At 36.7% G+C, this 26,079-nt stretch carries 24 protein-coding genes; 5 read left to right on the plus strand and 19 right to left on the minus strand.

Features of this window, described 5'->3' with window-relative positions; translation table 11 throughout:
- Window positions 1-24: 24 nt before the first annotated feature.
- The 3 genes from ABXH06_RS11400 to ABXH06_RS11410 all read right to left on the minus strand — a co-directional run bounded on the left by ABXH06_RS11400 (window position 25) and on the right by ABXH06_RS11410 (window position 4,466).
- Window positions 25-2,841 carry a tetratricopeptide repeat protein gene (locus tag ABXH06_RS11400; RefSeq protein WP_353518304.1) on the minus strand — a complete coding sequence of 939 codons (2,817 nt, stop codon included), beginning with the start codon at window positions 2,839-2,841 and terminating at the stop codon, window positions 25-27.
- Window positions 2,842-2,968: 127 nt separating this feature from the next.
- On the minus strand, window positions 2,969-3,802 hold the full coding sequence (locus tag ABXH06_RS11405; RefSeq protein ID WP_432280204.1) for an ion transporter: 834 nt from the start codon (window positions 3,800-3,802) through the stop codon (window positions 2,969-2,971).
- 13 nt (window positions 3,803-3,815) lie between these two features.
- Window positions 3,816-4,466 (minus strand): MBL fold metallo-hydrolase, encoded by a 651-nt coding sequence (locus tag ABXH06_RS11410; protein ID WP_353518327.1) that lies wholly within the window; start codon window positions 4,464-4,466, stop codon window positions 3,816-3,818.
- Window positions 4,467-4,694: 228 nt separating this feature from the next.
- Between ABXH06_RS11410 and ABXH06_RS11415 the strand changes: the two genes are divergently transcribed.
- The gene (locus ABXH06_RS11415; RefSeq protein ID WP_353518305.1) at window positions 4,695-6,032 is read left to right on the plus strand and encodes a sodium-dependent transporter; all 1,338 of its coding nucleotides are present in this window, start codon (window positions 4,695-4,697) and stop codon (window positions 6,030-6,032) included.
- Between the two features lie 170 nt (window positions 6,033-6,202).
- On the opposite strand, the gene ABXH06_RS11420 is transcribed toward ABXH06_RS11415, so the two are convergent.
- The 4 genes from ABXH06_RS11420 to ABXH06_RS11435 form a co-directional block, all read right to left on the minus strand.
- Complete coding sequence (locus tag ABXH06_RS11420) at window positions 6,203-7,393, minus strand: GGDEF domain-containing protein (RefSeq protein ID WP_353518306.1); 1,191 nt, start codon at window positions 7,391-7,393, stop codon at window positions 6,203-6,205.
- 193 nt (window positions 7,394-7,586) lie between these two features.
- Window positions 7,587-8,993 carry a DNA recombination protein RmuC gene (locus ABXH06_RS11425; protein ID WP_353518307.1) on the minus strand — a complete coding sequence of 469 codons (1,407 nt, stop codon included), beginning with the start codon at window positions 8,991-8,993 and terminating at the stop codon, window positions 7,587-7,589.
- An 88-nt stretch (window positions 8,994-9,081) separates the two neighbouring features.
- Window positions 9,082-9,306 (minus strand): TIGR02922 family protein, encoded by a 225-nt coding sequence (locus ABXH06_RS11430; RefSeq protein WP_311577169.1) that lies wholly within the window; start codon window positions 9,304-9,306, stop codon window positions 9,082-9,084.
- A 167-nt stretch (window positions 9,307-9,473) separates the two neighbouring features.
- Window positions 9,474-10,997 carry a fumarate hydratase gene (locus ABXH06_RS11435; protein WP_311577171.1) on the minus strand — a complete coding sequence of 508 codons (1,524 nt, stop codon included), beginning with the start codon at window positions 10,995-10,997 and terminating at the stop codon, window positions 9,474-9,476.
- Between the two features lie 167 nt (window positions 10,998-11,164).
- On the opposite strand from ABXH06_RS11435, the gene pabB reads away from it, so the two are divergent.
- From pabB to ABXH06_RS11450, 3 genes are all read left to right on the plus strand, one after another.
- Window positions 11,165-12,577, plus strand: a complete 1,413-nt coding sequence (pabB, locus tag ABXH06_RS11440) for an aminodeoxychorismate synthase component I (RefSeq protein WP_353518308.1) — start codon at window positions 11,165-11,167, stop codon at window positions 12,575-12,577.
- 66 nt (window positions 12,578-12,643) lie between these two features.
- The gene (locus ABXH06_RS11445; protein ID WP_353518309.1) at window positions 12,644-13,234 is read left to right on the plus strand and encodes a CoA pyrophosphatase; all 591 of its coding nucleotides are present in this window, start codon (window positions 12,644-12,646) and stop codon (window positions 13,232-13,234) included.
- A 122-nt stretch (window positions 13,235-13,356) separates the two neighbouring features.
- Entirely contained in the window at window positions 13,357-14,733 is a 1,377-nt protein-coding gene (locus tag ABXH06_RS11450) for an L-serine ammonia-lyase (RefSeq protein ID WP_311577177.1), read from the plus strand.
- A gap of 91 nt (window positions 14,734-14,824) precedes the next feature.
- Here the strand turns inward: ABXH06_RS11450 and cysB are convergent, their stop codons facing one another.
- Complete coding sequence (gene cysB / locus ABXH06_RS11455; protein WP_353518310.1) at window positions 14,825-15,799, minus strand: HTH-type transcriptional regulator CysB; 975 nt, start codon at window positions 15,797-15,799, stop codon at window positions 14,825-14,827.
- Between the two features lie 299 nt (window positions 15,800-16,098).
- Between cysB and ABXH06_RS11460 the strand changes: the two genes are divergently transcribed.
- Window positions 16,099-16,866, plus strand: coding sequence for a hypothetical protein (locus ABXH06_RS11460; protein ID WP_353518311.1), 768 nt, complete (start codon window positions 16,099-16,101; stop codon window positions 16,864-16,866).
- An 83-nt stretch (window positions 16,867-16,949) separates the two neighbouring features.
- Here the strand turns inward: ABXH06_RS11460 and ABXH06_RS11465 are convergent, their stop codons facing one another.
- From ABXH06_RS11465 to ABXH06_RS11515, 11 genes are all read right to left on the minus strand, one after another.
- On the minus strand, window positions 16,950-17,279 hold the full coding sequence (locus ABXH06_RS11465) for a YbaB/EbfC family nucleoid-associated protein (RefSeq protein ID WP_311577455.1): 330 nt from the start codon (window positions 17,277-17,279) through the stop codon (window positions 16,950-16,952).
- Between the two features lie 62 nt (window positions 17,280-17,341).
- Window positions 17,342-19,513 carry a DNA polymerase III subunit gamma/tau gene (gene dnaX / locus ABXH06_RS11470; RefSeq protein WP_353518312.1) on the minus strand — a complete coding sequence of 724 codons (2,172 nt, stop codon included), beginning with the start codon at window positions 19,511-19,513 and terminating at the stop codon, window positions 17,342-17,344.
- Between the two features lie 8 nt (window positions 19,514-19,521).
- Window positions 19,522-20,070 (minus strand): adenine phosphoribosyltransferase, encoded by a 549-nt coding sequence (apt, locus tag ABXH06_RS11475; protein ID WP_353518328.1) that lies wholly within the window; start codon window positions 20,068-20,070, stop codon window positions 19,522-19,524.
- A gap of 53 nt (window positions 20,071-20,123) precedes the next feature.
- Window positions 20,124-20,507 carry a response regulator gene (locus ABXH06_RS11480; RefSeq protein WP_353518313.1) on the minus strand — a complete coding sequence of 128 codons (384 nt, stop codon included), beginning with the start codon at window positions 20,505-20,507 and terminating at the stop codon, window positions 20,124-20,126.
- Window positions 20,508-20,534: 27 nt separating this feature from the next.
- A complete protein-coding gene (locus tag ABXH06_RS11485; RefSeq protein WP_353518314.1) occupies window positions 20,535-20,657 on the minus strand; it encodes a hypothetical protein in 123 nt (40 codons plus the stop codon).
- 166 nt (window positions 20,658-20,823) lie between these two features.
- Window positions 20,824-22,083, minus strand: coding sequence for a tetratricopeptide repeat protein (locus ABXH06_RS11490; protein ID WP_311577192.1), 1,260 nt, complete (start codon window positions 22,081-22,083; stop codon window positions 20,824-20,826).
- 2 nt (window positions 22,084-22,085) lie between these two features.
- Window positions 22,086-22,703 carry an energy transducer TonB gene (locus tag ABXH06_RS11495; protein ID WP_311577193.1) on the minus strand — a complete coding sequence of 206 codons (618 nt, stop codon included), beginning with the start codon at window positions 22,701-22,703 and terminating at the stop codon, window positions 22,086-22,088.
- Window positions 22,704-22,707: 4 nt separating this feature from the next.
- Window positions 22,708-23,109 carry an ExbD/TolR family protein gene (locus ABXH06_RS11500; RefSeq protein ID WP_303451342.1) on the minus strand — a complete coding sequence of 134 codons (402 nt, stop codon included), beginning with the start codon at window positions 23,107-23,109 and terminating at the stop codon, window positions 22,708-22,710.
- Between the two features lie 12 nt (window positions 23,110-23,121).
- Window positions 23,122-23,646 carry a MotA/TolQ/ExbB proton channel family protein gene (locus tag ABXH06_RS11505; protein ID WP_311577197.1) on the minus strand — a complete coding sequence of 175 codons (525 nt, stop codon included), beginning with the start codon at window positions 23,644-23,646 and terminating at the stop codon, window positions 23,122-23,124.
- The gene (locus ABXH06_RS11510; RefSeq protein ID WP_311577198.1) at window positions 23,646-24,995 is read right to left on the minus strand and encodes a MotA/TolQ/ExbB proton channel family protein; all 1,350 of its coding nucleotides are present in this window, start codon (window positions 24,993-24,995) and stop codon (window positions 23,646-23,648) included. The genes ABXH06_RS11505 and ABXH06_RS11510 overlap by 1 nt, the downstream gene beginning before the upstream one ends.
- Entirely contained in the window at window positions 24,995-25,774 is a 780-nt protein-coding gene (locus tag ABXH06_RS11515; protein ID WP_311577200.1) for a DUF3450 domain-containing protein, read from the minus strand. The genes ABXH06_RS11510 and ABXH06_RS11515 overlap by 1 nt, the downstream gene beginning before the upstream one ends.
- Between the last annotated feature and the right edge of the window lie 305 nt (window positions 25,775-26,079).

Below are 26,079 nucleotides of genomic sequence, written 5' to 3' on the forward strand. Positions count from 1 at the left end.
ACAACAGAGACGTTTTTCAAATATTTACCATAATACCTGATCAATCTCATTTAACAGTATTTGAGATTGATCAGTAACCCTTTCATAGTCTTTATTTTTTAATGACGTTTCTAATGCTAACGCATATTGAGAAAGTGCAGAGAAGCCAAACATTTGAGCGGCACCTGCTATCCTATGCACCAGTTGAGACAATTGTTCATAATCATCATTTTTAATGTGTAAAATGATATCTTGTTGTTCTAATGCAAGGTTAGACTTAAACTGTTCGACCAAATCAGACAAATCCACTTGATTTAAAGTTTCTGCTACTTTATCTGAACACACTTTGTGCTGATAATATTGACAAATGGTCTGAATAAATACCTTTCTCTCTATAGGTTTTTTAAGATGATCATCAAAGCCTTGTGCTAAATATTCTTCCACCTCATGAGCCATTGCGTTAGCGGTTAAGGCAATAATGGGTTGAGTTGCCCCTTTTTGCCTCATAATCGTATGTGCTTCGATTCCATCCATTTCAGGCATTTGTATATCTAACAAAATAACTTGTGGTTGATATTGAAGAAACTTTTGTACCGCTTCTTTACCATTTTTTGCGGTATAGACTTCTAAACCTAATGAACGTAATAAACGACTGATTAATTTACGATTATCTTGATGATCTTCTGCCAATAAAATACTACCAGAAATATTTTCAATATTTTCCTTAACCGTATCTTTTTCAATAGCCGGTTGAATAAGCTCAAGCTCTCTATTTTGGTAATTATCTAACTCAACACTAATGGGTAAGATAAAAGTAAACGTACTGCCTTGATTTAACACGCTTGAAATTTCAATATTTCCGTTCATTAGTTGTGCCAATTGTTGCGATAAACACAAACCAAGTCCTGTACCACCAAAACGACGACTGATACTACTGTCACCTTGAGTGAAACTCTCAAAAAGACTGTTGATTTGAGATGAACTCAATCCGATTCCAGTATCTTCGACAGAAAAAATTAATTGCTGTGATTCAATTTTAACAATGACTTTAACTTGACCTTGAGATGTAAACTTCACGGCATTTGAGCATAAGTTGATAAGAATTTGTTTGATTCGAATACCATCAATGGGCAGCACAAAAGGACGTGGCAGCGCATGATAAACCGAAAAAGTTAAACCTTTACTTTTTGCTTGCTCGGTAAACATATTTGAAACATCTTGTAATAGGCAATGTAAGTCTTGAGTTTGAATATCTAAATCAAGCTTATTCGCTTCTACCTTACTTAAATCTAAAATATTATTGATTAATTCTAATAAGTGTAAGCTATTGCTATGAATAATATTAATATCAGCATGCAAAGTTTTTTCATCGATATCATCGTAAATTAAAGCCTCTGCTTGGGCAATAATGGCGGTAAGTGGTGTTCTTATTTCATGGCTCATATTGGCTAAAAACAAACTTTTAACCTTATTCGCTGCTTGTAACTTATCAGCTAATAATTCAAGTTCTTTCGTCCGCTGCTTCACTTTAGTGATTAGCTCAAGTTTAGAGCGGCGTTCGGCATTCCTACGATAGATAAAAAACGCAGTTAACAGTAATAAGCCAAATGCAACAATAATAAACTTTCGTTTTTGTCCCGTTTTAGACAATTCTAATTGCTGTAATTGCTCATTTTGCTTTAATTGAAGCACCTGTTGTTTTAGTTGCTCAGACTCGTAGCTTGCCAACAATAAATTGAAATTATCATTTTCTCTTTTATTTCGCGCCAAAATATATAATTTATGATATTTCAATGCGTTAGCAGGTTGATTTAACGTCGCATAGACTAATGAGAATAAAGAATAGTTATTTAAAAGCTGTTTCGCGTAATTGAGTTCTTCTGCTATTTTTTGAGATTGAAGTAAATAACTTAATGATTGCTCAGCATTTCCTAAATAATACAGTCCTTTTGCGTAGGTATGCAAAGCGCCAGACAAGGCCGTTTTGTATTCATTTTCTTGCGCAATAGCAATCGACTCTTCTGCAAAAGTTAAAACTCTATCATGTTGATTTAATTCAAAATAAACTTCAGCTATATTGTGATAAATAGAGGCTAAACTAAATAAGTCATTTTTTTCTAAATAATAGTTTAACGACTTTTGCATGAACTCTAAGGCAATTTCAGCTTTATTTGACTGCTTATATGCAATACCTAAATCACTATAAGCATCGGCTAAGCCAGATAAATCCTGAATTTTTTTTCGTCTTTCTATCACATCTAAATAGGCTTCAATTGCCGTATCATAACGTTCAAGTTTTAAGTACAAACCAGCAATATTGAAACGTATATCAATTCTGTCTAACTCGCTGCCAAACTCTTGATAGATCTTTTCCGCCACTTGATAACTATTAATGGCTTGAATATTTTGGCCTAAAGCGGCTTGAGCAAGGCCAATATTATTATTCATATTTGCAATTAATATCGGTTGGTTGAGACGATTTATAATCTCTAAAGCGTCATGATAATGCTCAATAGCTTGTTGGTACTCACCTTTCAGATAATGATAAATACCCAACCTTTTATATGCTTGTGCTAAATCCAGCGAGTTATCACTTTGTTCAGTTAACAGAATAATGCGATTAACAGTTTCAATGGCATTAATAAAATCGCGAGTATTTTGATAGTTTTTTTCTATCGCTTTTAATACGTCTAACCTTTCGTTATTGGTTAAATTAAAAGCCGTTAACAATTCTTTCAATTCAAATAAGATAAGTGCTTGATCTGTTTTCGCTTCAATGGAGGAAATTTTTTGAGTGATGGATAGTTGGGACGATTGCTCTAGATACGGTTCAGTGTGAGCACTACAAACAATTATGAACAAGCCGAAAACTAGTAAAGTTTTTTGAAAATAACCTAACATAAAAGCGCGTAATCAACCTCAAATAGAAACGTTGATTTTTATAGTACGCGCTTATTGTGATTTATACAAAAATTCAATAAAGGTAAATCTATCCTTGCTTATTTTGAACGTTTGCCTGTTGAAGTAGCGTTTTTATTTCCATAAGTTCGCGCGCTAGACTGTCAATTTGTGCTCGACTTGCCGGTTCACCGCCTTCTTCCGTTTCACCATGTAATTCTGCGCGATAACTTTCATGCTCTTGACCCATCACTTCTAAAATGGTGCCGACCATCATATTTAAAAAGATAAAAGCCGTTAAAAAAATAAACGAAAGATAAAAAATCCAGCTCATCGGATGGACAGCCATGGTTTCATACATCACATCAGTCCAATCTTCAAATGTTGCCACGCGAAATAAGGTCAACATAGAAATAGAAACGTCTCCCCAAAGCACTTCATTAATATCTTCAAACAAAATACTGCCAATGGCGGCGTAAATATAAAAAATCACAAACATCAGTAAAGCAATATAGCCCATTCGAGGAATCGCTTTAATTAAGGCGTTTATCAATAAACGCAATTCAGGCACCATCGAAACTAATCGTAATACCCTGAAAACACGTAAAAGCCTAGCTAATAAAACACCTGAGCCACCTGCTGGAATTAAACTCCCGATGACAATAACGGTATCAAAAATATTCCAACCACTTTTGAAAAATTCTTTTTTCTTCCGAGTTGCCATAAAACGAATAATGATTTCAATTAAGAAAAATACCGTAATCGCAGAATCTAATATGGACAGTAAATGGACCGCAGGCTCTGGTAAATCATGTGTTTTGGCACCTATCAATAACGCCGAAATGATAATGACGGCAATTACAGCCCATTGAAAGACCGGACTTGAATCAACTTTTTTTAAACGACGTTGAAAGCGAAAAACCATTGAAGCCATTGTTTTATCCTATTTTAGTCACTGCATCACTGACAAAAGGGTTATGTTTACGTTCTACACCAAAGGTGCTCATTGGTCCATGACCGGGTATAAATTGCACGTCATCTCCTAAAGGAAATAATGTCTGTCTTATCGAATTTATTAAAGTTGCATGATTGCCACGCGGAAAATCGGTTCTACCAATTGACCCTTTAAATAAAACATCGCCCACTTGCGCTAATTTCGACTCAGGATGATAAAACACCACATGTCCAGGAGTGTGGCCGGGGCAAAAATATACCTGTAATTCAATTTTGCCAAAGCATACGGTATCCCCTTCATTTAACCAGCGATCAGGCGAAAAAGACGCTGCTTCTGAAAAACCAAATTGCTTTTTTTGTTCTGGGATCAAATCAATCCAAAATTGATCTTCTTTACTCGGCCCCTCGATTGCAATGTTAAAGCGGCTAGCAATTATTTGACTGGCACCGGCATGATCAATGTGTGCATGAGTGAGTAGTACTTTCGTTAACGTTAATCCATGTTGCTCTATCGCTTTAATAATCAGTTCAACATTTCCACCAGGGTCGACAACTGCCGCTTCCTTCGTAATATCACACCAAAAAAGTGTACAGTTTTGTTGAAATCGTGTTACAGGAATTATTTGATATTGCAGCATATTATGTCGGCTTTCATTCATTATTACTTGAGCATCACTCGATATGTTTAAGTGATGTGGGTATTGATGCTCATAACTTCAAGAGAGAAATATACCTGTTGACTATTTTTTACAAAATTTCATCGATTATTTTCAAGAAAATACACCGAAAATATAAAATAACTTCACTAAAGAGATTGAACTCGGTAAGCTCGACAAAAATAAAAACTATAATGTAGTAAATTTATGACCAATGTTAGAGACTCATTTCATTCCCGTATCGGTTTTATTTTAGCCGCAGCCGGTTCGGCTATAGGTTTAGGTAATATTTGGGGCTTTCCAACTCAAGCAGCCAATAATGGTGGTGGTGCCTTTTTATTTGTTTATTTACTTGTCACGCTTTTACTTGCGTTACCGGCACTTTATGCTGAAATTTATATTGGTAACCAAGCACAAAAAAATCCGGTTTCAGCGCTTGGTGATGCCTGTAGTCATTTTTCCGAAGGAATAGGTAGAAAAGCAGGAATTATCGGCTTATGTGGCGCAATCATGATGCTAAGCTTTTATACGATAGTGGCTGGTTGGATGTTGGCCCACACCCTTTCTTCAATGGCTGAATTAGCTGGAATGACTCAAGCTTCAGCTTGGTTAGCAAATTCAAGCACCGAGCGTAACATACTTTTTACCCCGATATTTATTTTCCTAGGTGCGGCGATTATTCACCAAGGGGTTAATGCTGGAATTGAACGTTGGTCAGCACGTTTGATGCCGATTTTATTGGTTATGCTAATTGGCTTAATTATCTACATTTTACAACAACCAGGTGCTGATAAAGGGTTAGAAGTGTATCTCATTCCTGACTTTGCTCGTGTTACCGATCCTGAATTAATCATCTCAGCGATGGGCCAAGCTTTCTTTTCATTGTCAATTGGTGTTGGAGGTATGATGGTTTATGGCTCTTACATGCAAAAAGATAAAGATATGGGTAAATTAGTCTTATCTATCACTGCATTAGATACGGGAATTGCATTTTTAGCCGGCTTGTTAATTATTCCTGCGTTATTTGTCGCAGAACATGCAGGTTTGGACGTTTTTCAAGATAATCAGCTTATTGGTGAGGGACAGTTAATATTTCATATTCTTCCGGCCTTGTTTGATTCTATGGGCACTATAGGCTTAATTGTCTCTAGTGGTTTTTTCCTACTCCTCTCGATTGCAGCACTTACTTCAACCATTTCATCAACAGAAGTTCCTGTCGCTTATATGGTGGAAGATAAAGGCTTTAGTCGTAAAAAAGCGACGTGGTTAGTCTCTATTATTGTTTTATGTAGCAGTGGCTTACTCATTGCATTTTTTGATGTGTTATTTGGCGCAGTTATTCGAGTATTAACAACAATATTACAACCGCTAAGCTGCTTATTTTACTTTATTGTCGTTGGTTGGTTATGGAAAAGAGGCAATAAATTACGAGATGTATCATTACAGAAAGACCGAAAATGGTTAGCTTTATGGGGAAATTATTTACGTTATGTTTGCCCTGTGTTGTTAACTGTCGTTTTTGTCAATGTCGCCATTCTAAATTAACCTTCATTTTGCAAGACACCGATTGTTTAATCTCATTTAGCAGCTTTTTCCAAGAAGCTGCTAAATGATGATAATCACGTTAAATTCACGGTCAGTGTTAGTAACTCGATACCAGTCTCTCAATCCTTAAGAAACCACAGCACGTGACGTGACACCCAAATAGAGAGCCATCATTGGCAAACTTGATTTCGCCCTTTCTTTTTCGCTTTATACAAGGCTTGATCCGCTTGTTTAATGGTTTGTTCAAAACTCTGTTTTGCTTGTCTAGTTGCTACCCCGATAGAAATTGTGACATTCACGGTTTTCAGTGACTCGGCCTGATTATTCTGTCGAGATTTTTTTGTTTTTCTTATGGGGTGACGAATTACAATATTATAATCAGCAACCGACTGTCGAAGCTTTTCTAATTCATCAAGGGCTTCTGCTGCAGTTTTACGCGGGAAGATTGCCGTAAACTCTTCACCACCATAGCGAAAAACTCTTCCTCCTGATTTCACTTCTGCAAGCTTCGCGGCAACTAATTTAAGGACTTGGTCACCTATATCATGACCATAGTTATCATTAAACTTTTTAAAATGGTCGATATCTAACATGGCAACACAATACTTGCGCCCTAAAGATAATGCATATTGATTCAGTGCTCTTCTTGAAGGTAAATGAGTTAACTCGTCTCGATAAGCTAAATAATACGAATCAATCACTACCACGATAATATAATGCAAAACAAGTAAGCTAAACATGATACTAAGGGGCAAAGATATTTGATCGTTAAAATAAAGATTGCCGACAATTAACGTTGTTAACAAAGAAGAAACGAATAAATTTGGCTGGCGTAAACTTTTAAATAACACCAAAAGCGCCACAATAAATAACGGAAAATTAATAATAATTAATTCAATATTTAGATAAGGTAGGCTGTTTTTAATGCTATAGCTTTGTAGCCAACTCATAGCCATTAACCATAGTTTGGCTAACGCAATACAAAAACCAAGACCAACTAGTCGCGCTATACCGTGCATAGAAATTAATGCACGATCTTTAATTAAAGTTAGGTAAGCTAATATAAATATCGTTGAAAGATATAACCATTGGGGATATTTATTTAAAAAATCTAGGCCAGTAAAGACATTTTTACTTAGTAAGTAATAACCAAAACAAAGTGCAATTAATAAAGTAAAACGGCTACGCGAAAATTGCGCTGAAAATAGAATACCAACAACAAATCCCCCCATTAAAACCTGTTCAATAAAGTTAACTTTTGTCACCCAATAATGTTGAGTAGCAAGTGTTGCCACGATAATTAAGCTAACTGCTAAACCACTCCATAAAGTGGTTTTTAAACCTTCTAACTTTTGAATCAAACTTTATCCTTTAATTAAATCAGGGACATTGGTTTTTTACTTATAAACACGAAAATAACTCCCCCGTTTTGAACTATGCAGTGATTAAAGTAATCAACTCGAGAAATCTAATCAACTAATTTTAAATTAAAGGTTGGTACTTCAACCAACTCTCTAATTAAATACCTTGAGTGATCACTCAAACAAAACAAAATTAAGTATTTTTACTTTCGGCTAACTCTTTGTAATGCTTTTCATCATGACTAAGTTCAACATTTTCTATTTTTTCAAAACGCGTTGAAATTTTCTCTGCTGAAGTATGAATTTGTTTTACATCCGTCGCCGCTTGATCGATATGCTTAGCTAAATTAGCAAAACGCACCTTAAATCGTGAAAAATCTTGAGCTAAATACGTTAAATGATTTTGAATAACATGCACTTGTTTACGGGTAGCTTCATCTTTAAGCACTGAACGAGAAGTGGTTAATATAGCCATCAAAGTGGTCGGTGATGCCAACCAGACGCGTTTCGTGTTTGCATAATCGACCAAATCACTTTGATGAGCATGAATTTCAGCAAAAATGGCCTCTGCCGGAATAAACATAATCGCCCCTTCTGATGTTTCATTCGCAATCAAGTATTTATCACTAATATCATTAATATGTTTTTTAATATCTAGCTTAAATTGTCGCTCTGCCGCTTTTCTTTCATGTTCACCTAAAACGTCATCCATCATTTTTTTATAACTTTCTAACGGAAATTTTGCATCGATCACCACATTTCCCGTTGGCTCAGGTAAAAATAAAATGCAATCAGCAATTTTTCCATTTGATAAGGTATGTTGTAATGAAAAGTGTTGCTCAGGTAAAACATTTCGGATCAAACTGTTCAATTGTACTTCGCCAAAGGCACCACGCGATCGTTTGTCGTTTAACACCTCTTGCAAACTAACAACATTCGTTGATAATTCAGTGATTTTTTTCTGTGCATCATCAATTAAAGCTAATCGTTGTAGGATGTCATTAAACGTTTTCGTTGTTTTTTCAAAACCTTCAGCAAGTCGTTTTTCAACCTGTCCGCTGATCTCTTTCAGACGAAGATCAGTAGAAGTCGTCAACTCATTGATTTTAATTGCCATGGCATCGCTTGATTGTTTTAAGGTTTTCGCTTGTTCATCACGCGCCGCTAATGCTGCTTTATTTAAATGTTCAACCAGTTGATCTACTGCTTGTCGTTGGTTTTGATTAAATAAATGTTGATGTTCGTGAAGGGTTGTTTGTAGTTTGCTATTAAACTCAGTTAACGCTGAGAACTGCTTGGCAGATTGTTCATTAAATTGATTAAGAAACTTTATTTTAAAATCAGCAAATTGTTGTTCTATATAATGTTTAAATTCAAACTGTTGCTTGATTATTTGTTGTTGCTGTTTTTCAGATAAATTTGACGTTAATTCAAAATGGTGAAGCAATTGTTTAATGTCTGATTGTTGATCATGAACCTGTTTTGAAAGTGATATTACTCTCGATAACATTAAAATCAAAAGTAAGAAAACAATTAACACACATGACACAATAAGTTCATTTTGAAATGAATCTACCATTAATAAAATTTTATCAACCACTACACACCAACTAACCACTGTATTTATTAACAGTCATTTAAACACAATTCAGGGTGAAGGTTAACTTTTTTCTTTACCCTTGAGTGCTTTAAGCTTCATCTTCAATATTGTTATTTTCAACTCTATCGCCAATTTTATTAAGAATGTTCACCTCCCCTTCACAAACGGCAATAATCGATTTTCCTTGTTTAAACTCTTTTGAAATAATTACTCGTCCGTTATCGTTTTGTGGAAAACAAACCGTTTCATGCATCAATTCAAGAGAGATATCACGGTAATAAATAATAGTGACTTTTCTGATTGTAGTTTCCACTTTCTATCCTTTTAATCTGTGGCAATTCATTCAATTTTGTTTCATTACTTTAATCACAAGTGTAGTAAATAAATCTGACCTGTCTATCGATTGAACAGACTTTATAAACAAAAAAAGCGCTCAAATGAGCGCTTAAATGATTCAAAACAAGGTAAAGTTTAGATAAGTTATTTAGATAATTTATTATCTAAATCTTCAATCTTCGCTTGCCAAATTGCTGGTCCCGTAACATGAGCAGATTCACCACGACTATCAACCGCGACAGTTACTGGCATATCTTCGACTTCAAACTCATAAATTGCTTCCATCCCCATATCTTCAAAGGCAACAACTTTTGCTTTTTTGATTGCTTTTGACACTAAATAAGCCGCGCCACCAACAGCCATTAAATAAACTGATTGATGGTTTTTAATACTTTCTACCGTTTGAGGTCCACGCTCAGCCTTACCAATCGTACCAAGTAACCCCGTTTCAGCCAGCATCATTTCAGTGAATTTATCCATGCGAGTTGCTGTGGTAGGTCCTGCAGGTCCGACCGCTTCATCACCAATAGCATCCACTGGCCCTACGTAATAAATAAATTTATCCGTAAAGTCTACCGGCAGTGTTTCACCTTTGGCGAGCATTTCTTGAATACGCTTATGCGCAGCATCACGACCAGTTAAAATGGTACCGCTTAATAAAACAGTTTCACCTGTTTTCCAGTCACTGATATCGGCTTTTTTCAAGTCATCAACATTAACTCGACGGACATTTTCACCAACTTCCCAAGTTATTTCCGGCCAATCTTCAAGTTTTGGCGGTGACAAGTCAGCAGGCCCTGAACCGTCGAGGTGAAAATGCACGTGACGAGTTGCAGCACAATTTGGGATCATCACCACAGGCTTTGAAGCGGCATGGGTTGGTACTGAGTTAATTTTGATATCAACCACTGTGGTTAAGCCACCTAAACCTTGTGCGCCAATACCGAGTTTATTCACTCGTTCGTAGATTTCTAACCGTAATTTTTCTTCGGCTGTTTCAGCACCTTTATCAATAAGTTCTTGAATATTGACAGGATCCATTAAACTTTCTTTTGCTAATACGCCAGCTTTTTCAGCAGTACCGCCAATACCTATGCCTAACATGCCCGGTGGACACCAGCCTGCGCCCATAGTAGGTAAGGTTTTAACGACCCAATCAGCAATGGAATCGCTGGGGTTTAACATCACCATTTTAGATTTATTTTCGCTACCACCACCTTTTGCCGCGATCATCACTTCAATTTGATCACCAGGAACCATATCAATATGAACAACAGAAGGGGTATTATCTTTAGTGTTGATGCGAGCTCCCGCGGGATCTTTAACAATAGATGCCCGTAGAGGGTTGTCTGGATTCAAATAAGCACGTCGAGTTCCCTCATCAACCATTTGTTGAACGGTTAAGTCAGTTTTATCCCACTGTACCGCCATCCCCACTTTTACAAAACAGGTAACAATCCCCGTATCCTGACAAATTGGACGTTTACCATGAGCAGACATACGAGAGTTAATTAATATCTGCGCGATAGCGTCCTTTGCCGCCTGACTTTCTTCTTTATGATAGGCTTTTTCTAAAGCTTGAATAAAATCAAGTGGATGGTAGTAAGATATATATTGCAATGCATCTGCAATACTCTCAATTAGATCTTCTTGTTTAATGGTAGCCATAACAATCTCTTTACACAGTTAGGTAATGTAAAATCAACATTTGCGAGCGAAAACGTTGAAAGTTAAAAATTTGCCGATATGATACCCTGCTTATAACGAGCTCGCCACCACAATGCGAGCTAACTTTTATCTAAAAGTTTAAGAATAATTAAAATTAGGGTTACATTTTGCTTCTCAATAATAACGCCGTTATCAAGGCAAAGCCTCTACAATTTAGTCATCAGCTTCAACCTGAAGCATTATTTGAGCATTTTGCACACCAGCCTTGGGCAATGTGGTTAGATTCATGTCAAAGCGAGCATGTCGATAGCCGCTATGACATCATCGTTTGGCAACCTGAAATAACCTTAACAACAACAGGTAAAAATACCTGTGTAGATTATCTCTCTGAGAAGCGCTCAGAAAATAGCATCGACGACCCTTTAACTATCTTGCAACGTGTTCAACAAACCTTCTACCAAAACATTGAAATTCAAGCCAGTGAATTACCTTTTATGACAGGCGCTGTAGGACATTTTTCTTATGATTTAAGTAGACGATTTGAACAAATTCCTAGCCAAGCTGACCAAGACATTCACCTTCCTGAAATGGCGGTTGGTATTTATTCACACGCGATTATTTATGATAATAAAAAGCAGCAATATTGGTTAATTGCTGATGAGAATCAATTAGATGAAATAGAAAATCACTTAAATAAAATGATTCGTGAAGGTATCGCATTACCTCTTGAACCTTTCAAATTATTACAGACATGGCAAGCCAATATGTCTGCGCAACAATACCAAGAAAAGTTTACGAAAATTCAGCAATATTTATTATCAGGTGATTGTTACCAAATTAATCTTACACAGCGTTTCAGTTCCCATTATCAGGGTGAAGAATTCCAAGCCTATAAAGTACTAAGGAACGCAAACCAAGCACCATTTTCCGCATTTATTTGTTTAGCTGATTACCGTATTTTAAGCATCTCACCAGAGCGATTTTTACAGGTAAATCAAAATAAAGTACAAAGTAAACCTATAAAAGGCACAAAGCCAAGAAGCTTAGATAGCGCACAAGATAACGAGCTTGCCAAAGCTTTGCAGCATTCAGAAAAAGATAAAGCAGAAAACCTGATGATCGTTGATTTACTCAGAAATGATATCAGTAAAGTTTGTTTGCCTGGCTCGGTAAAAGTACCGACACTATTTGCAGTAGAAAGTTTTCCTGCGGTTCATCATTTAGTCAGTACGGTAGTTGGGGAATTGGAAAATCAATTCGATGCTACCGACTTACTAAGAGGGTCATTTCCAGGTGGTTCGATAACTGGCGCCCCCAAAATAAGCGCGATGGAAATAATAGATGAACTTGAACCACAACGCAGAAGTATCTATTGTGGTTCTATTGGTTATATCTCGGCTTGCGGTAATATGGATACCAGTATTACGATAAGAACCTTGATTTGTGATAAAACTCGCGAACAAAATACCATACATTGCTGGGCTGGCGGCGGGATCGTTGCTGACTCAAATGTCGACGCTGAATATCAAGAAACGTATGATAAAGTAAATAAAATTTTACCGGTTCTAGCAAAACTTTAAACACCGGCCACGATAATTTTGCTAAATTATAGTGGTTTTAAGTTACTAAGTTGAATGTGAATTAACATGACTAAAAATGAATTTTTACAACGTTTTAATTTGAGTCAATTAGCAAAATCAAATAATCAGGAATTTTTACTCACTCAGCCAAAAATATTCACACCATCAGCCGTACTTATTGCTTTATTCGAAAAAAACAATCAACTGCATGTGGTACTAACCAAAAGAGCTAAACATTTAAAACATCATCCTGGACAAATTAGTTTTCCGGGCGGAAAAGTAGAAGCGTTTGATAAAAATCATATTTGTACCGCGTTAAGAGAAGCACATGAAGAAGTCGGTATTGAAAAAGATGATTGCGAGATTCTTGGTCAGTTACATCCATTTCAAACCATGAGCGGCTTTTCTATTACCCCTGTTGTGGCTATGTTAAAGCGCAGTCCTTTTTATACGATTGATGAAAATGAAGTCGCTGAAATATTTCATGTCCCCTTTCATCATTTTTTATCAACAACGCAACACTATACCATTGAAGTAATAAATAAAACGGGACAACACCCTGTGCACTTTATGCCCTATAAGTCATATAATATCTGGGGAGCCACAGCGGCTATTTTAAACGACCTTAGCCTGCATATAAGAAATAACCATACCTAAATATTAAGAACCGTCTATCATATGCTATAAAAGTGTTTATTTAGATGAATACTTTCAGTTATCATTACCGTATAAAATTTTAACTTACCGTATAATTACGGATAATAATTCAGGTTTAACGCATGATTAGTGTATTTGATATGTTCTCAATAGGTATTGGGCCTTCTAGCTCGCATACAGTTGGTCCAATGAAAGCAGCCAAACTTTTTGTTGATCATTTAATTGAGCAACAATTAATTGATAAAGTTGATCGTGTTAAAGCAGAATTATTTGGCTCACTTGGTCAAACAGGTATTGGTCATGGCACGGGAAAAGCAATTATTCTTGGTTTATCTGGACAAGCACCTGAAACCATACCTGTTGAGTCAATCGATAAAATTCTCAATGAAGTCATCGCCAATGAAACGATAGCGATTTCACAAGATAAAACGGTTAGTTTTCCAAAGAATGAATCGATTATTTATCATCGACGCAAAACCTTGCCTGCTCATGCCAACGCCATGACATTATATGCGTACAATGACAATGAAGAAGTGCTTCAAGAAACATATTACTCTATCGGTGGCGGCTTTATCGTTCGTGATTGCGATTTCGAAAAAGAAAAAGATAAAGCGCTGTCTTTACACAGTAATATTGATCGCCCACATAAATTTTCAAGTGCGGATGAATTAATCTCTCTAGCGAGTGAAAAAGGCCTAAGTATCAGCACTATCATGATGGAAAATGAATTGTGTTTAAATGATAAAGCAACCATCACTCGTAATTTAATTAATATCTGGCAAGCGATGCGTGATAGCGTCGAACGAGGCATGGCAACAGAAGGTGTGCTGCCAGGCGGTTTAAAAGTCAATCGAAGAGCCCCAGCTTTGTATCGTTCACTTTCTGTTGAGAGCAATAATGATCCCCTTTCAGCAATGGATTGGGTCAACCTTTTCGCTTTAGCCGTTAATGAAGAAAATGCCGCCGGTAGCCGAGTGGTAACCGCCCCAACGAATGGCGCTGCGGGAATAATTCCTGCTGTTTTATGTTATTACGATAAGTTCATTAAACCGGTTAAAGATGAAGATTGTATTCGTTACCTTTTAACTGCTGCTGCAATTGGAATTTTATATAAAACGAATGCAACAATTTCGGGTGCTGAAGGTGGCTGTCAAGCAGAGGTAGGCGTTGCTTGCTCTATGGCTGCTGGTGCTCTCACAGAATTAATGGGAGGCTCGCCTAAACAAGTAGAAAATGCTGCTGAAATTGGGATGGAGCATAACCTAGGGTTAACATGCGATCCTGTTGGTGGTTTAGTGCAGGTGCCGTGTATCGAAAGAAATGCGATGGGATCGGTAAAAGCGATCAACGCATCTCGACTTGCTCTTCGTGGTACAGGTACTCAAAAGGTGTCATTAGATAAAGTGATCAAAACCATGTGGGAAACAGGCAATGACATGAAAACAAAATATAAAGAAACCTCTCGTGGCGGTTTAGCGGTTAATATTATTGAATGTTAAGGCACTTTAACACGCATTTTTCTATAAAAAAAACCTATGTTAATTTCAACATAGGTTTTTAAATTTAAATAAAAATTATCTCAATAAAACGTTATTTGATGGGTAACTCAATATTTGAAAATAATTCTTCAACTTCGGTATTATTTTTGAGTAAAACAGCTCTAGTCACTAGATCACGATTTAAATGCGGTGCAAAGCGCTCAATAAAATCAAACATATAGCCACGCAAGAAAGTACCACGTCTAAAACCTATTTTAGTCGTACTTGCATTAAATAAATGGCTAGCATCAATGGTAACTAAATCACTATCAAGTTTTGGATCCATCGCCATCGTCGCGATAACACCTATACCCACGCCCATTCGAACATAAGTTTTAATAACATCGGCATCGGTTGCGGTGAAGGCTATTTTAGGTTCAACCCCAGCTTTATTAAAAGCGGTGTCTAATTCTGAACGACCAGTAAAACCAAAAACATAAGTGACTAATGAGTATTTTGCAATATCTTCAATGGTAATATTAGTTTTCTTAGCTAATGGGTGATCTGGTCGAACGATAATACTGCGATTCCAGTGATAACAAGGCAGCATGATCAAGTCGTTATATAAATGAAATGATTCAGTGGCTATCGCAAAGTCAGCATCACCTTTCGTGGCAGCATCACTAATCTGTGCCGGTGTCCCTTGATACATATGCAAAGAAACTTTGCTATATTTTTTCATGAAACCTTGAATAACATCAGGCAATGCATATCGTGCTTGAGTATGCGTAGTAGCAATTCGAAGCTTACCTTCGTCTGGTTGGGTGTGTTCTCGAGCAACCGCTTTAATTGCTTCAACTTTTGATAAGATCTCAGTGGCAATATTGATCACTTCTTTACCTGCCGAAGTAACATGGGTAAGGTGTTTACCACTTCGCCCAAAAATTTGAATGCCTAACTCATCTTCAAGCATTCGCACTTGCTTACTAATACCCGGTTGAGAGGTAAATAAACTTTCTGCTGTTGCAGAAACATTCAAATTATTATTTTGTACTTCGACGATATAACGTAATTGTTGCAGCTTCATAATGTATGTTCAGTGTGGCTTATGCAAAAAATATATACTTAAATAACAATTTATTCCATAGAAACTTAACGAATTTGTAAAAAAATTTCAGTAAAGATCAGAAAAAACCATTTATTGTTGTAATATTACAACACAAAATAGAGTAAAAGGCTAATAAAGCATCAATGAATCGTTAATTCTAATAAAGTTTCATCAAAACGAACTTTCATAGGAAAAGCTCAACTTAGCGCTATGCTAAACAGTTCATTTTTTGTAGACTGAGGAGTATAAGTCATATTTTCATAAAATGAGTATTATCTATGGGTATAATAATAGGTTTAGTGATTGCATTAGTTATCGTTGTGGTAATAGTAAATGCAATTCAACAACACAAAGAAAAACAAGAACAAGAAAAACGTGCCAAAGCCGCTAAACAAAAAGCAATAATAGATGAGACTGAAGAATTACTATTAAACTTAGCGCACTTACCCCCTAATCCTAAAGTGGTAGAGATCCTTAATCAAAGAAGTTTAAATGCTGTAAAAAACATGGCAAAAATAATGCCTGAAATGAAAGGCATTAAAAATAGAATTAGTGAAATGGAGGCACGCTTGAACGCTTCTGTTGATCTCGCTTCATCGAATGCAGGCCAAGAGCAAAGTTTTATTTTACCAGACAATGATCAACAGCTCGTTGTTATTCTGCAAACCATTAAAAAATTACGAGCAATGTTGAAATCTGAGCAATCAAAAGGTGCTTTAGATGCTCAAGCCTTTATGATGGAAGATTTAAAACTTGATGCTATGCAATTAAAAATTAATGTTGAAAGTTTGCACAAACGAGGCATGCAAGCACACCAAAAAGAAATGCTCGGCTCGGCTAGACAGTATTATGAAAAAGCAATACAAACCATCACAGATCACCCTAAACAAACCGACTATACCGCTGCGAAGAAAACTGAGTTAGAAGATCAACTTGAAGAAATTACCGCCGCGTTAAAAAATACTAATGCTGCCGATGCCGCTAAAAAAGCAAAAGCAGAAGAAGATGATTTAGATATGTTATTCCAACCAAAGAAAAAGTGGTAATAAATATCGACACACCTTTTCGAATCAACAAAAAAGCTCAAGTGTTAACTTGAGCTTTTTTATAACGAAAATAACCTTCCGATTTAAAACGGCATTTTCATCCCAGGGGGTAATTGCATTCCACCTGTTAAAGCACCCATTTTCTCTTTATTTTGTTCTTCAACGCGTCTTACCGCGTCATTAAATGCGGCAGCAACTAAATCTTCAACCATTTCTTTGTCGTCTTCCATTAAACTGTCATCAATTTCTACACGACGAACACTGTGGCTACCAGTCATAGTCACTTTCACCATACCTGCGCCAGACTCACCAGTTACTTCCATATTAGCTAATTCTTCTTGAGCTTTAGCCATTTTTGCTTGCATTTGTTGGGCTTGTTTCATCAAGTTACCCATGCCACCTTTCATCATAATTTCTCCTTCAAAATTAAATTGCCGCCACGATAGTAGTTAATGAATTAAAATTCAAGTTTACTTTATCGGGCTATAATACTTTCTTCATCGATTTCAGCTTGAAACTGCTCAGTGAAAGATTGAACTATCTCATCTTTCAAAAGTAATTCTTTGGCATAATCATAACGTTTATCGTTGATTTTTCCTTGAATCTGAAAAGGGTCATCAATGGTTTCTTCAACGACGGTTATTTCAACTTTCATTGGTTTGTCAAAATAATCCGAAACAAACTGTTCTAATTGTTCCAATGCCACTGGTGATTTTAAATGTTTAGTCGACGTATTTAACTCTAATATAAAGACTTCATCATCCGATGCCTCAGAGATAGTCGCATTAAGGGCTAGCTGTCTTAAACGACCATTAAGTGCCATTGTATCGATAATATTAGCCCAGCGATCTACCTGATTCGCTTTTTTAACCACACTAGGGTCAATTTCTTCAGGAGTAAAAGGTTGCTCCGAAATGGTCGCGATATCAGGTACGTCTTCAATAACCGGTTTATTGACCACTTTTTCTGTATTTTTCTGACGCTCAGCGGCGTCATTAAGCTTTTTTCCATCTTTCTCCAAAGCTTTTTTACGACTACGCAGCATATTTCTACTTGCTAAAATAGAATCTATTGGTGAGGCACTTTGTGGATTGATTACTTGTGCTATTTCAGCTTCTGTGAGCAAAGGTGCTTGTTCATTAGATAAGTTATTATCAGAAGATAGACTTGGATCATTGTTAAGCGCATTTTCTTGATACTCAGTAGAAATTTGAGTCTTTGCACTTTGATTGCTGTTTGTTAAACCGGCTTGATTCTTCTCTTCAACTTCATCAGATTGAGCCTCAATAGAGAGTAAGTCTTCCTCGTTCCTTTTTGGCGTGTTGATGGGGGGAAGCTCATTTAAACTCTGGGCAGCTTGCTGCTCGATGCTTGCCAATTCAGCTGAAAGGCTTTGCTCTTTAGACTCACTTGCATGAGATAGGGTTTGCTCGTTTGCTTTTAAGGCTTCGTCTTCTTGTTTAACAAAGTTTTGCTGTGTCATTGGCTGGTTGGGAAGATTTGGCTCCAGATCTGTAAAGTCGAGCTCTCTATCAACCTGCTCTGTTATTTCTATCGCACGGGTTTGCGGTTTAAACGCTAATAACCGTAATAACACCATATCAAACGCCGCTTGTTCATCTGCAGCATATGGTAAGTCTTTTCGACCTGTTAAGACGATTTGATAATAAAGTTGTACATCTTCAGGGCTCAATGCCTGAGAGAACTTTTCTAATAATTGATTATGCTCAGGCGATAAATCAAAATGCCTGTCGACAACTTGCGCCATGGCAATTTGGTGAAGTAGCTGAATCAATTCAGCCATTAAACGTCCGTAATTCGGGGCATAAGAGGCAATATCCAACGATAACGCCATTAATCCTTGAGTGTCTTGCTTAATTAACGCTATTAATATTTTATACACCCAATGATGATCAACACCCCCTAACATATTTTGAACGTTACTAGCGAGGATATTACCATTTCCTTGAGCGATAGCCTGATCCGTTAAACTTAACGAATCGCGCATACTACCCCGCGCCGCTTTAGCTAATAAAGAAATGGCTAATGGCTCTGCAGACACATTTTCAGCAGTTAATATGGTTTTAAGCTGTTGTTCAATCTGTGGTACAGCTAATGCTTTTAAATGAAACTGTAGACACCTAGACAGTACCGTTACGGGGAGTTTTTGAGGATCTGTTGTAGCTAAAATAAACTTTACATGCTCCGGAGGCTCTTCTAAGGTTTTTAATAAAGCATTAAAACTGCTTCTAGAAAGCATATGTACTTCATCAATTAGATATACCTTAAATCGACCTCTCGTTGGAGCATATTGAACATTATCAAGTATTTCTCGAGTATCATCGACTTTAGTTCGTGATGCAGCATCAATCTCTAATAAATCGACAAACCTACCTTGGTCAATATCTACACAGGTATCACATTCGCCACACGGCTCTGCCGTGATACCAAGATTACAATTTAAGCTTTTAGCAAAAATTCTAGCGATCGTTGTTTTACCAACTCCGCGAGTACCTGTAAATAAGTAGGCGTGGTGTAAACGTTGTTGTTTTAAGGCATTAGATAATACCGTGACAACATGCTCTTGCCCCATTAATTCCTGAAATGATTTTGGGCGCCACTTTCTTGCTAATACTTGATAGCTCATAAAAAACCTTACTCACCTTCATACTGAAGAAGTGAAGTGACAGACAATCCTAAATTTTCTAGTTTATTTTCACCACCCAAATCGGGTAAAGAGATGATGAAAGCAGCATGAGGCGCTTGAGCACCTAACTTTTTAATAAGTTTACTAGTCGCTTCTATCGTACCACCAGTGGCAAGTAAATCATCAACAATTAATACTTTATCTTCGCTGGTTAACGCATCTTGATGAATTTCAAGCGTATCAGTACCATATTCAAGTTGATAATCTTCAGCATAGGTTGGTCTCGGTAATTTCCCTGGTTTGCGTACGGGGACAAATCCAACGCCAAGGGCTAGTGCCAATGGTGCTCCAAATAAAAAACCACGTGCTTCAGTGCCAACGACTTTTGTGTAACCTTGGTGTTGGAATTTTTCTTTTAAAAGATCAATCGTCAGTTTAAATGCTTCAGCATCGTCTAATATGCCTGTTACATCCCTAAATAAAATGCCTTTTTTAGGGTAATCAGCAATAGTGTGAACCGCGTTTTTTAGCTTTAAAGTTTGTGTTTCTGTCATTATTCAATATATTCATTATTTGGTAATGTTAAAGAATAATGGAAAACGAACTAATTTTATAGTGAATGTACCAGAGAATTTTCAACCAACAGCTTGTTAATCAATTGAAAGAAAGTTTCTTCATTGATTGGTTTAGCAATAATCTCCTGACATTGCTTTAATTCTTTAACATTATGAAGTGAATTGAGATCTTGAGTCGTCATAAAAATGACAGGAATATTCGCTGTTTCCTGCTTTGACTTTAAGTTTTTGATTAGCTGAATGCCATTCATCACCGGCATTAAATGATCAATAATATACAAATTAAAAGTTTGAACTTGGGCTTTTTCAAGCGCATCTAAACCATTATTCGCACATTCATAGGTGTAACCAAGTTGAGCAAGTAATCCCCCAACCTTTTCACGAACAGCGGCTTTATCATCAACGACTAAAATATGCATATTATTGAACTACTTTTTTAATTGAACTTAGTTTAAAACGGTAAACCAACCCATTAGCATAGGTAATAATGGCGCCGCTACTAACGCTGTTAAAGCTGCAAATAGGTGACGTTTTGATGAACTATCTTTAAAATTTTCATGTTGTGACATCTTCAATTTCCTAACTAAACTACAAAATGAACGGCGCGAATTCTAGCTGAAATAAGAAGAAAATAACAGGAATATTTAAACTCCTAAAAACAAAGCAATGATTGAAAGCCAGTTTCCACACAAAAAAAAACCAGCCAAGCGGCTGGTTTTTTATAAGAAAGCTAAATTAAATGGCTTTGCCTTTACGAGCGGCAGTATCTTTAATATAACTTACCCAACCTTTAGCACCCTTACGAGTTTTAGGGTCTTTCATCGCATTTTGAATAGCTGCATAGGCTTCTTTATATTGAGCAAGGTAGAAATGAGACTCAGCGATACTCATATAAAGTCTACCCTTATTAGAAACACCTAAATCTAATGCTTTATTCAAAGCAACTACGGCTTTTTCAAACTGTTCATCTTGTGCCAATAAAGTGCCTTGCTTACTATAGTGTTTAGCTTCATTAGTCATTTTAGCTAATTCACCATAATATTTAGCAGCTTTATCAATATGCTGTGCAGCATGCCAAGCATTCGCTAACGAATAGATATTAGTATCATCACGTTTAACTAAGCCTGAAGAGATATGCTTCTCTAATAATTTTGCAGATTTATACGGCATATTATTTTGCGCATACAAACTAGCTAACGTTTTAATTTCTGACTCTTTTTCAAGATAACCTTGTTTATAAGCCAATTCTAACGTTGCCATGCCTCGGTCATAATCTTCAATTAAAAGATAAAAATTCCCTAACTGTTTCCAAAATGCTTTTTCATTTGGAAATAATTGCACTGCTGTTTCCAGTACATTTACCGCTTCTTTAAATTTCTTAGTCTCATAATAAGACGTCAATTTTAAGATATAAGGGTTTTTATTATGCTTATCACCATATGCTGCAATAGCATTATTTGCTGGCGTGATCATTTTAGGTAAACGTTTAAGCTCATAGTTCGCTTGGGCAATTTTCACCCAAGTATCACCATCAGATTTACCGGTAAAATCCATCCAAGCTTTATAATTGGCTAAAGCACCTTCATATTCTTTCGTTTGCATTTGAAGATCAGCAAGTAACTTAATCGCTTCACCATGATCAGATTCATTCAAAATATCTGGCTCAACCGCTTTCTTTAAATACTCAATCGCTTTCGCTTCTTGATCACCTAAAGTTGCGTACATAACCGCGATATATCGAGCCAAAATGGCTTTATCATAATCACTTTTTGCATTGATTTCTAACAGTAAAGCAAGTGCCCCTTTGATATCATCTGTAGAGTAAAGCTCAAATGCTTTACCCACTTTTTTACCAACAGAAGGACCCATTAAGCGAGTTTTACGTTTTGGCTTTTCTGACTTTTCTGCACCAGCTGCGCTAACATCAAATGATGTTGGCAGCTGAACTAATACCAATGAAGCCAATAAAGTCAAAGATGTTAATATCTTATTCATTATTACGAACCTCCATCCATTTTAAAGTCTAATTGAACTGACAAACCTGTTTGACGTAATGGCTTACCATCAACAACCTTTGGTTTGTACTTCCACTTACGTAAAGCACGTTTAGCTTCTTTATCGAAAATACGCTTTGGTTCTGCATCGATAACCGTTACATCTTCAACACCACCAATCTCATTGATAGAGAACGAAAGTTTTACCCAACCTTCTTTACCATCACGAGCTGCTTGTATTGGATATTTAGGTTCAATACGTACAATTGGTGTTGCATCACCATCACGACCAAAGCCTGCGCCTGGAGCAGATATACCTGCATTTGCACCCGCTAACTGCACACCTGGCATATTAAACGTTAATCCACCAGATTGATTATTAACTTCAGGCTCAGGAGCTTGAGGTTTAGGTGGCGTTTTAGGCGGCGGCGGCGGCGGCGGTGGCACACGTCGTCTTTGCTCAGCAGCTGACTTAGGTGGCGTAGTGTTAACTTCAACAATAATATTTTCTAATTTTTCTTCTTCTCTTCTATCACCACTGGATATAAGAAAAGCCATAAAAGAAAATAATGCAAAAGTAACAGCTGCGCCTAGTAGTATTGATACTAATAAGCGAACCATATAACTACCCCTTAGCTGCAGCGATAGAAATTCTGTCTATGCCCGCTTCTTTAATAGCGTCCATTACTTTAACAACTACGCCATGTTTTGCGTCTTTGTCAGCTTGAACAATCACTACTTCACTTGGTTGTTCCGCTAGTAATTTTTCAATATTAGCCGCTACACGCTCTATATCAACACGACGTTTATCTAACCAAATTTCACCATTATCTTTCACCGCAATGAAAATATTAGCTGACTTTTGTTTAGACTGATTAGCCGCTTTTGGTTTGTTAACTTCAATACCTGCTTCTTTTACAAAAGAAGTGGTTACGATAAAGAATATAAGCATGATAAATACGATGTCTAGCATCGGCGTCATATCAATTGCCGCTTCTTCGTCTTCACGAATACGTTTACGTGCCATTCTAATCTCTCTCTAGTGATGAGGTAAACTGTCAACCAGTTTAGCCTTTGCTAGTTTAACTTTAGCGTCTAATCTTGTGCTAAAAAACACCCCTGATAATGCTGCAACCATACCCGCCATTGTCGGGATAGTCGCCATTGAAATACCAGAAGCCATTAGACGAGGGTTACCTGTACCTTGCTGAGCCATAGTTTCAAATACTGAAATCATACCCGTTACTGTGCCAAGTAAACCAATCAGTGGACACATTGCCACTAAAGTTTTAATCGTAATCATATTACGTTCAAGTAATTCTGCCGTTTCGGAGATCCATGTATCTCTAATTCGATGTGCATACCATGATGTTGTATCAGTTCGTGCATTCCAATTTGCGATGATTTCATCACGCATCTTAGGATAAACTGATGCTAAGAACCAATAACGTTCTACCATCATAATCCACATCAATAAGAGAGCAAAGGCGACAAAGTAAAGTACATTACCGCCAGTTGCAATAAAACTCCTGACAGATTCTATAAGCTCTATCAGGAATAGCATTATTTAGACTCCTTCTCTGCAATTGCAGCAATTAAACCAGCACTTTGCTCATCTAATTTATGAAGAACGGCTTTACTACGACCAGCTACAATGCTGTGTACTAAAATTAAAGGTAATGCAGCAATAAGACCCAAAGCAGTTGTTACAAGTGCTAATGAGATGTTACCCGCCATAATTTTCGGGTCACCTGTACCAAACAATGTAATCGTTTGGAACGTCATGATCATACCGATTACTGTACCTAATAGACCCATTAACGGAGCTATAGCAGCAAACATCTTGATTAAGCTAATACCACGGTCAACAGTTGGTGTTTCACGTAAAATCGCTTCATCAAGTTTAAGCTCTAATGTTTCAGCATCAGCGCCTTTATTTTCTTGGTATACCGCTAATAAACGACCTAATGGGTTATTACTATTTGGTTGGTCAAGATTCTTCTGTTGAGCTTTCATTTTAGAAGAAACCGCACCAAGAACAACAACACGCTCAAGGGCAATTAATAAACCAATAATTAACAATACAGTGATTGCGTAACCAACTGTGCCACCTTGATGGTAGAACTCTTCTAATGTTTTCTTACGAGTTTCTAACGTTAAAATAGCGCCACGAGAAGGGTCAACATATAAAGGAGAGTAACCTGAAGTTTCACCAAAGAAACTAGAAGCTGTATCAGCAATATAACCAGCAGGTTGCTTAGCTAAAGGTTGAATTTGACCTACTTCATCGTTGTAGTTTAAATAACCATTTTCTGAAACAAGGTTAAATGTACCGATACGAGTCACTTGTTCAGTTGATTTAGAACCATCTAAGTTAGTTACTTCAGCTGTAAATTGTGAAATTTCACCTGATTGAGTCATTTCAGTTTGTAAGGCAAACCATAATTCTTCAAGTTGTTCTAACTCAGGGATTGCTTTAGCGTTAGCAATTGCATCTAATGCTTCACCACGACCTGGGTATTCAGCACTTACAATTGATGTAGCAATTTGACCATAAGCGTTTGCAGCAGCTGCACGACTTACACCAAACATTTCACCTAAAGTACCTTTAGCGTTATCTAGTTCAACTTCTTTTTGTGCTAATTTAATTTCATTAGCTGCATATTCTTTCGTTAAACGTTTGTTACGTGCTTGCTCATCAGCAAGTTGCTTTTTCGCTTTATTTAATAAAGCTTGTTTGTCAGCACGAGCAGAAGTAAATTCAGCTTCACGTTTTTTGTCAATTTTAGCTTCAGAAATACGGTCTGCTTTAACTTGCTTTAACAGCTCGTTCAAGTCATTAGCGTTTGCTGAAGTAGCAATACCTGCTGTCATCGAGGCAGCAAGCAATACAAAATTAAATACTTTTTTCATTATTTAGCTCCTGCTGCAAATACTGGTAATTTAGTTAAATCTAATGGTAATTGCTTGCGAGCCATACGGATACCATCAGTGATAGGCTTAAGGTACTCATCATCTAATACTTCCCATGAACGAGTTTCGTTATTCCAAACCCATGCATTTTTCATATCAAGAGATTGAGCAACAAAAGAAATACGACCCATATGTAAGAAGTCAGCCGTAAGTGTTTGACCACCTAGATCTAACTCTGCTTGATAAACACCAAACACTGTACCGTAGTTAGCTTCAATTTCGTAAGCTTCAAGAACTAAACGGAACTGCTCAGAAACAGAAACGTTTGAGTTACCCATAACATCACGTAAGGCTTGAATACGCTCTTTACGTGCAGCAATGTTCATTGGCACATCTAAATCAACAAATTTTTCCAACGTGTCGATCATTTTGTACATTAATGGTACAACACCTTGTTTTGTTTTATCGATACCAGCAATTTGCTTTTCAAGCGATTTAAGATTGGCATTTTGATCATCAACCATTAATTGAACATGATCGTTATAACCAGATAAAATTTCAGCTTCATCAACCGTATTACGGTATTCAGCCAATAATTCTAACGTTTGCTCGTAGATATTATCGATTTTGCTTTGTGATTTTTCAGAAGCTTTGAAAATTTTTGCTTCCGCTTTATGTAGTTCAGTTAATGCATCAGCAGAAGCGAAAGTGCTTGCTGTTAATGCTAATGAGCCGATTATCGTTGATGCGATAAGGCTTTTTTTGCTTAATTTGGACATAGTTCCCAACCATTGCTATTTAATTTTGATAACAAATATTATTGTTAACGCAAATTTAATAATCTGCCATTTTTAAGTTTTAATTTCTCTAGAATAAAACCATGCAATATTCCCAGACGACAGTGTTTATGTCAACTGAACATAGTAAAAAGGTGGTTAATTTAGTAAAAAGTACAAAAATCAACCTGTTTTAGTGACGATCAACCAACAAGACATTCGCTTGTCGCTTAAATTGACTATAAAATAACCCCTAAATTATGTATTAAATATTTGCTACACATGTTTTACTAAGTTGTTCGTAGTAA

The organism is Thalassotalea sp. SU-HH00458 (assembly GCF_040362795.1).
GTDB lineage: Bacteria > Pseudomonadota > Gammaproteobacteria > Enterobacterales > Alteromonadaceae > Thalassotalea_H > Thalassotalea_H castellviae.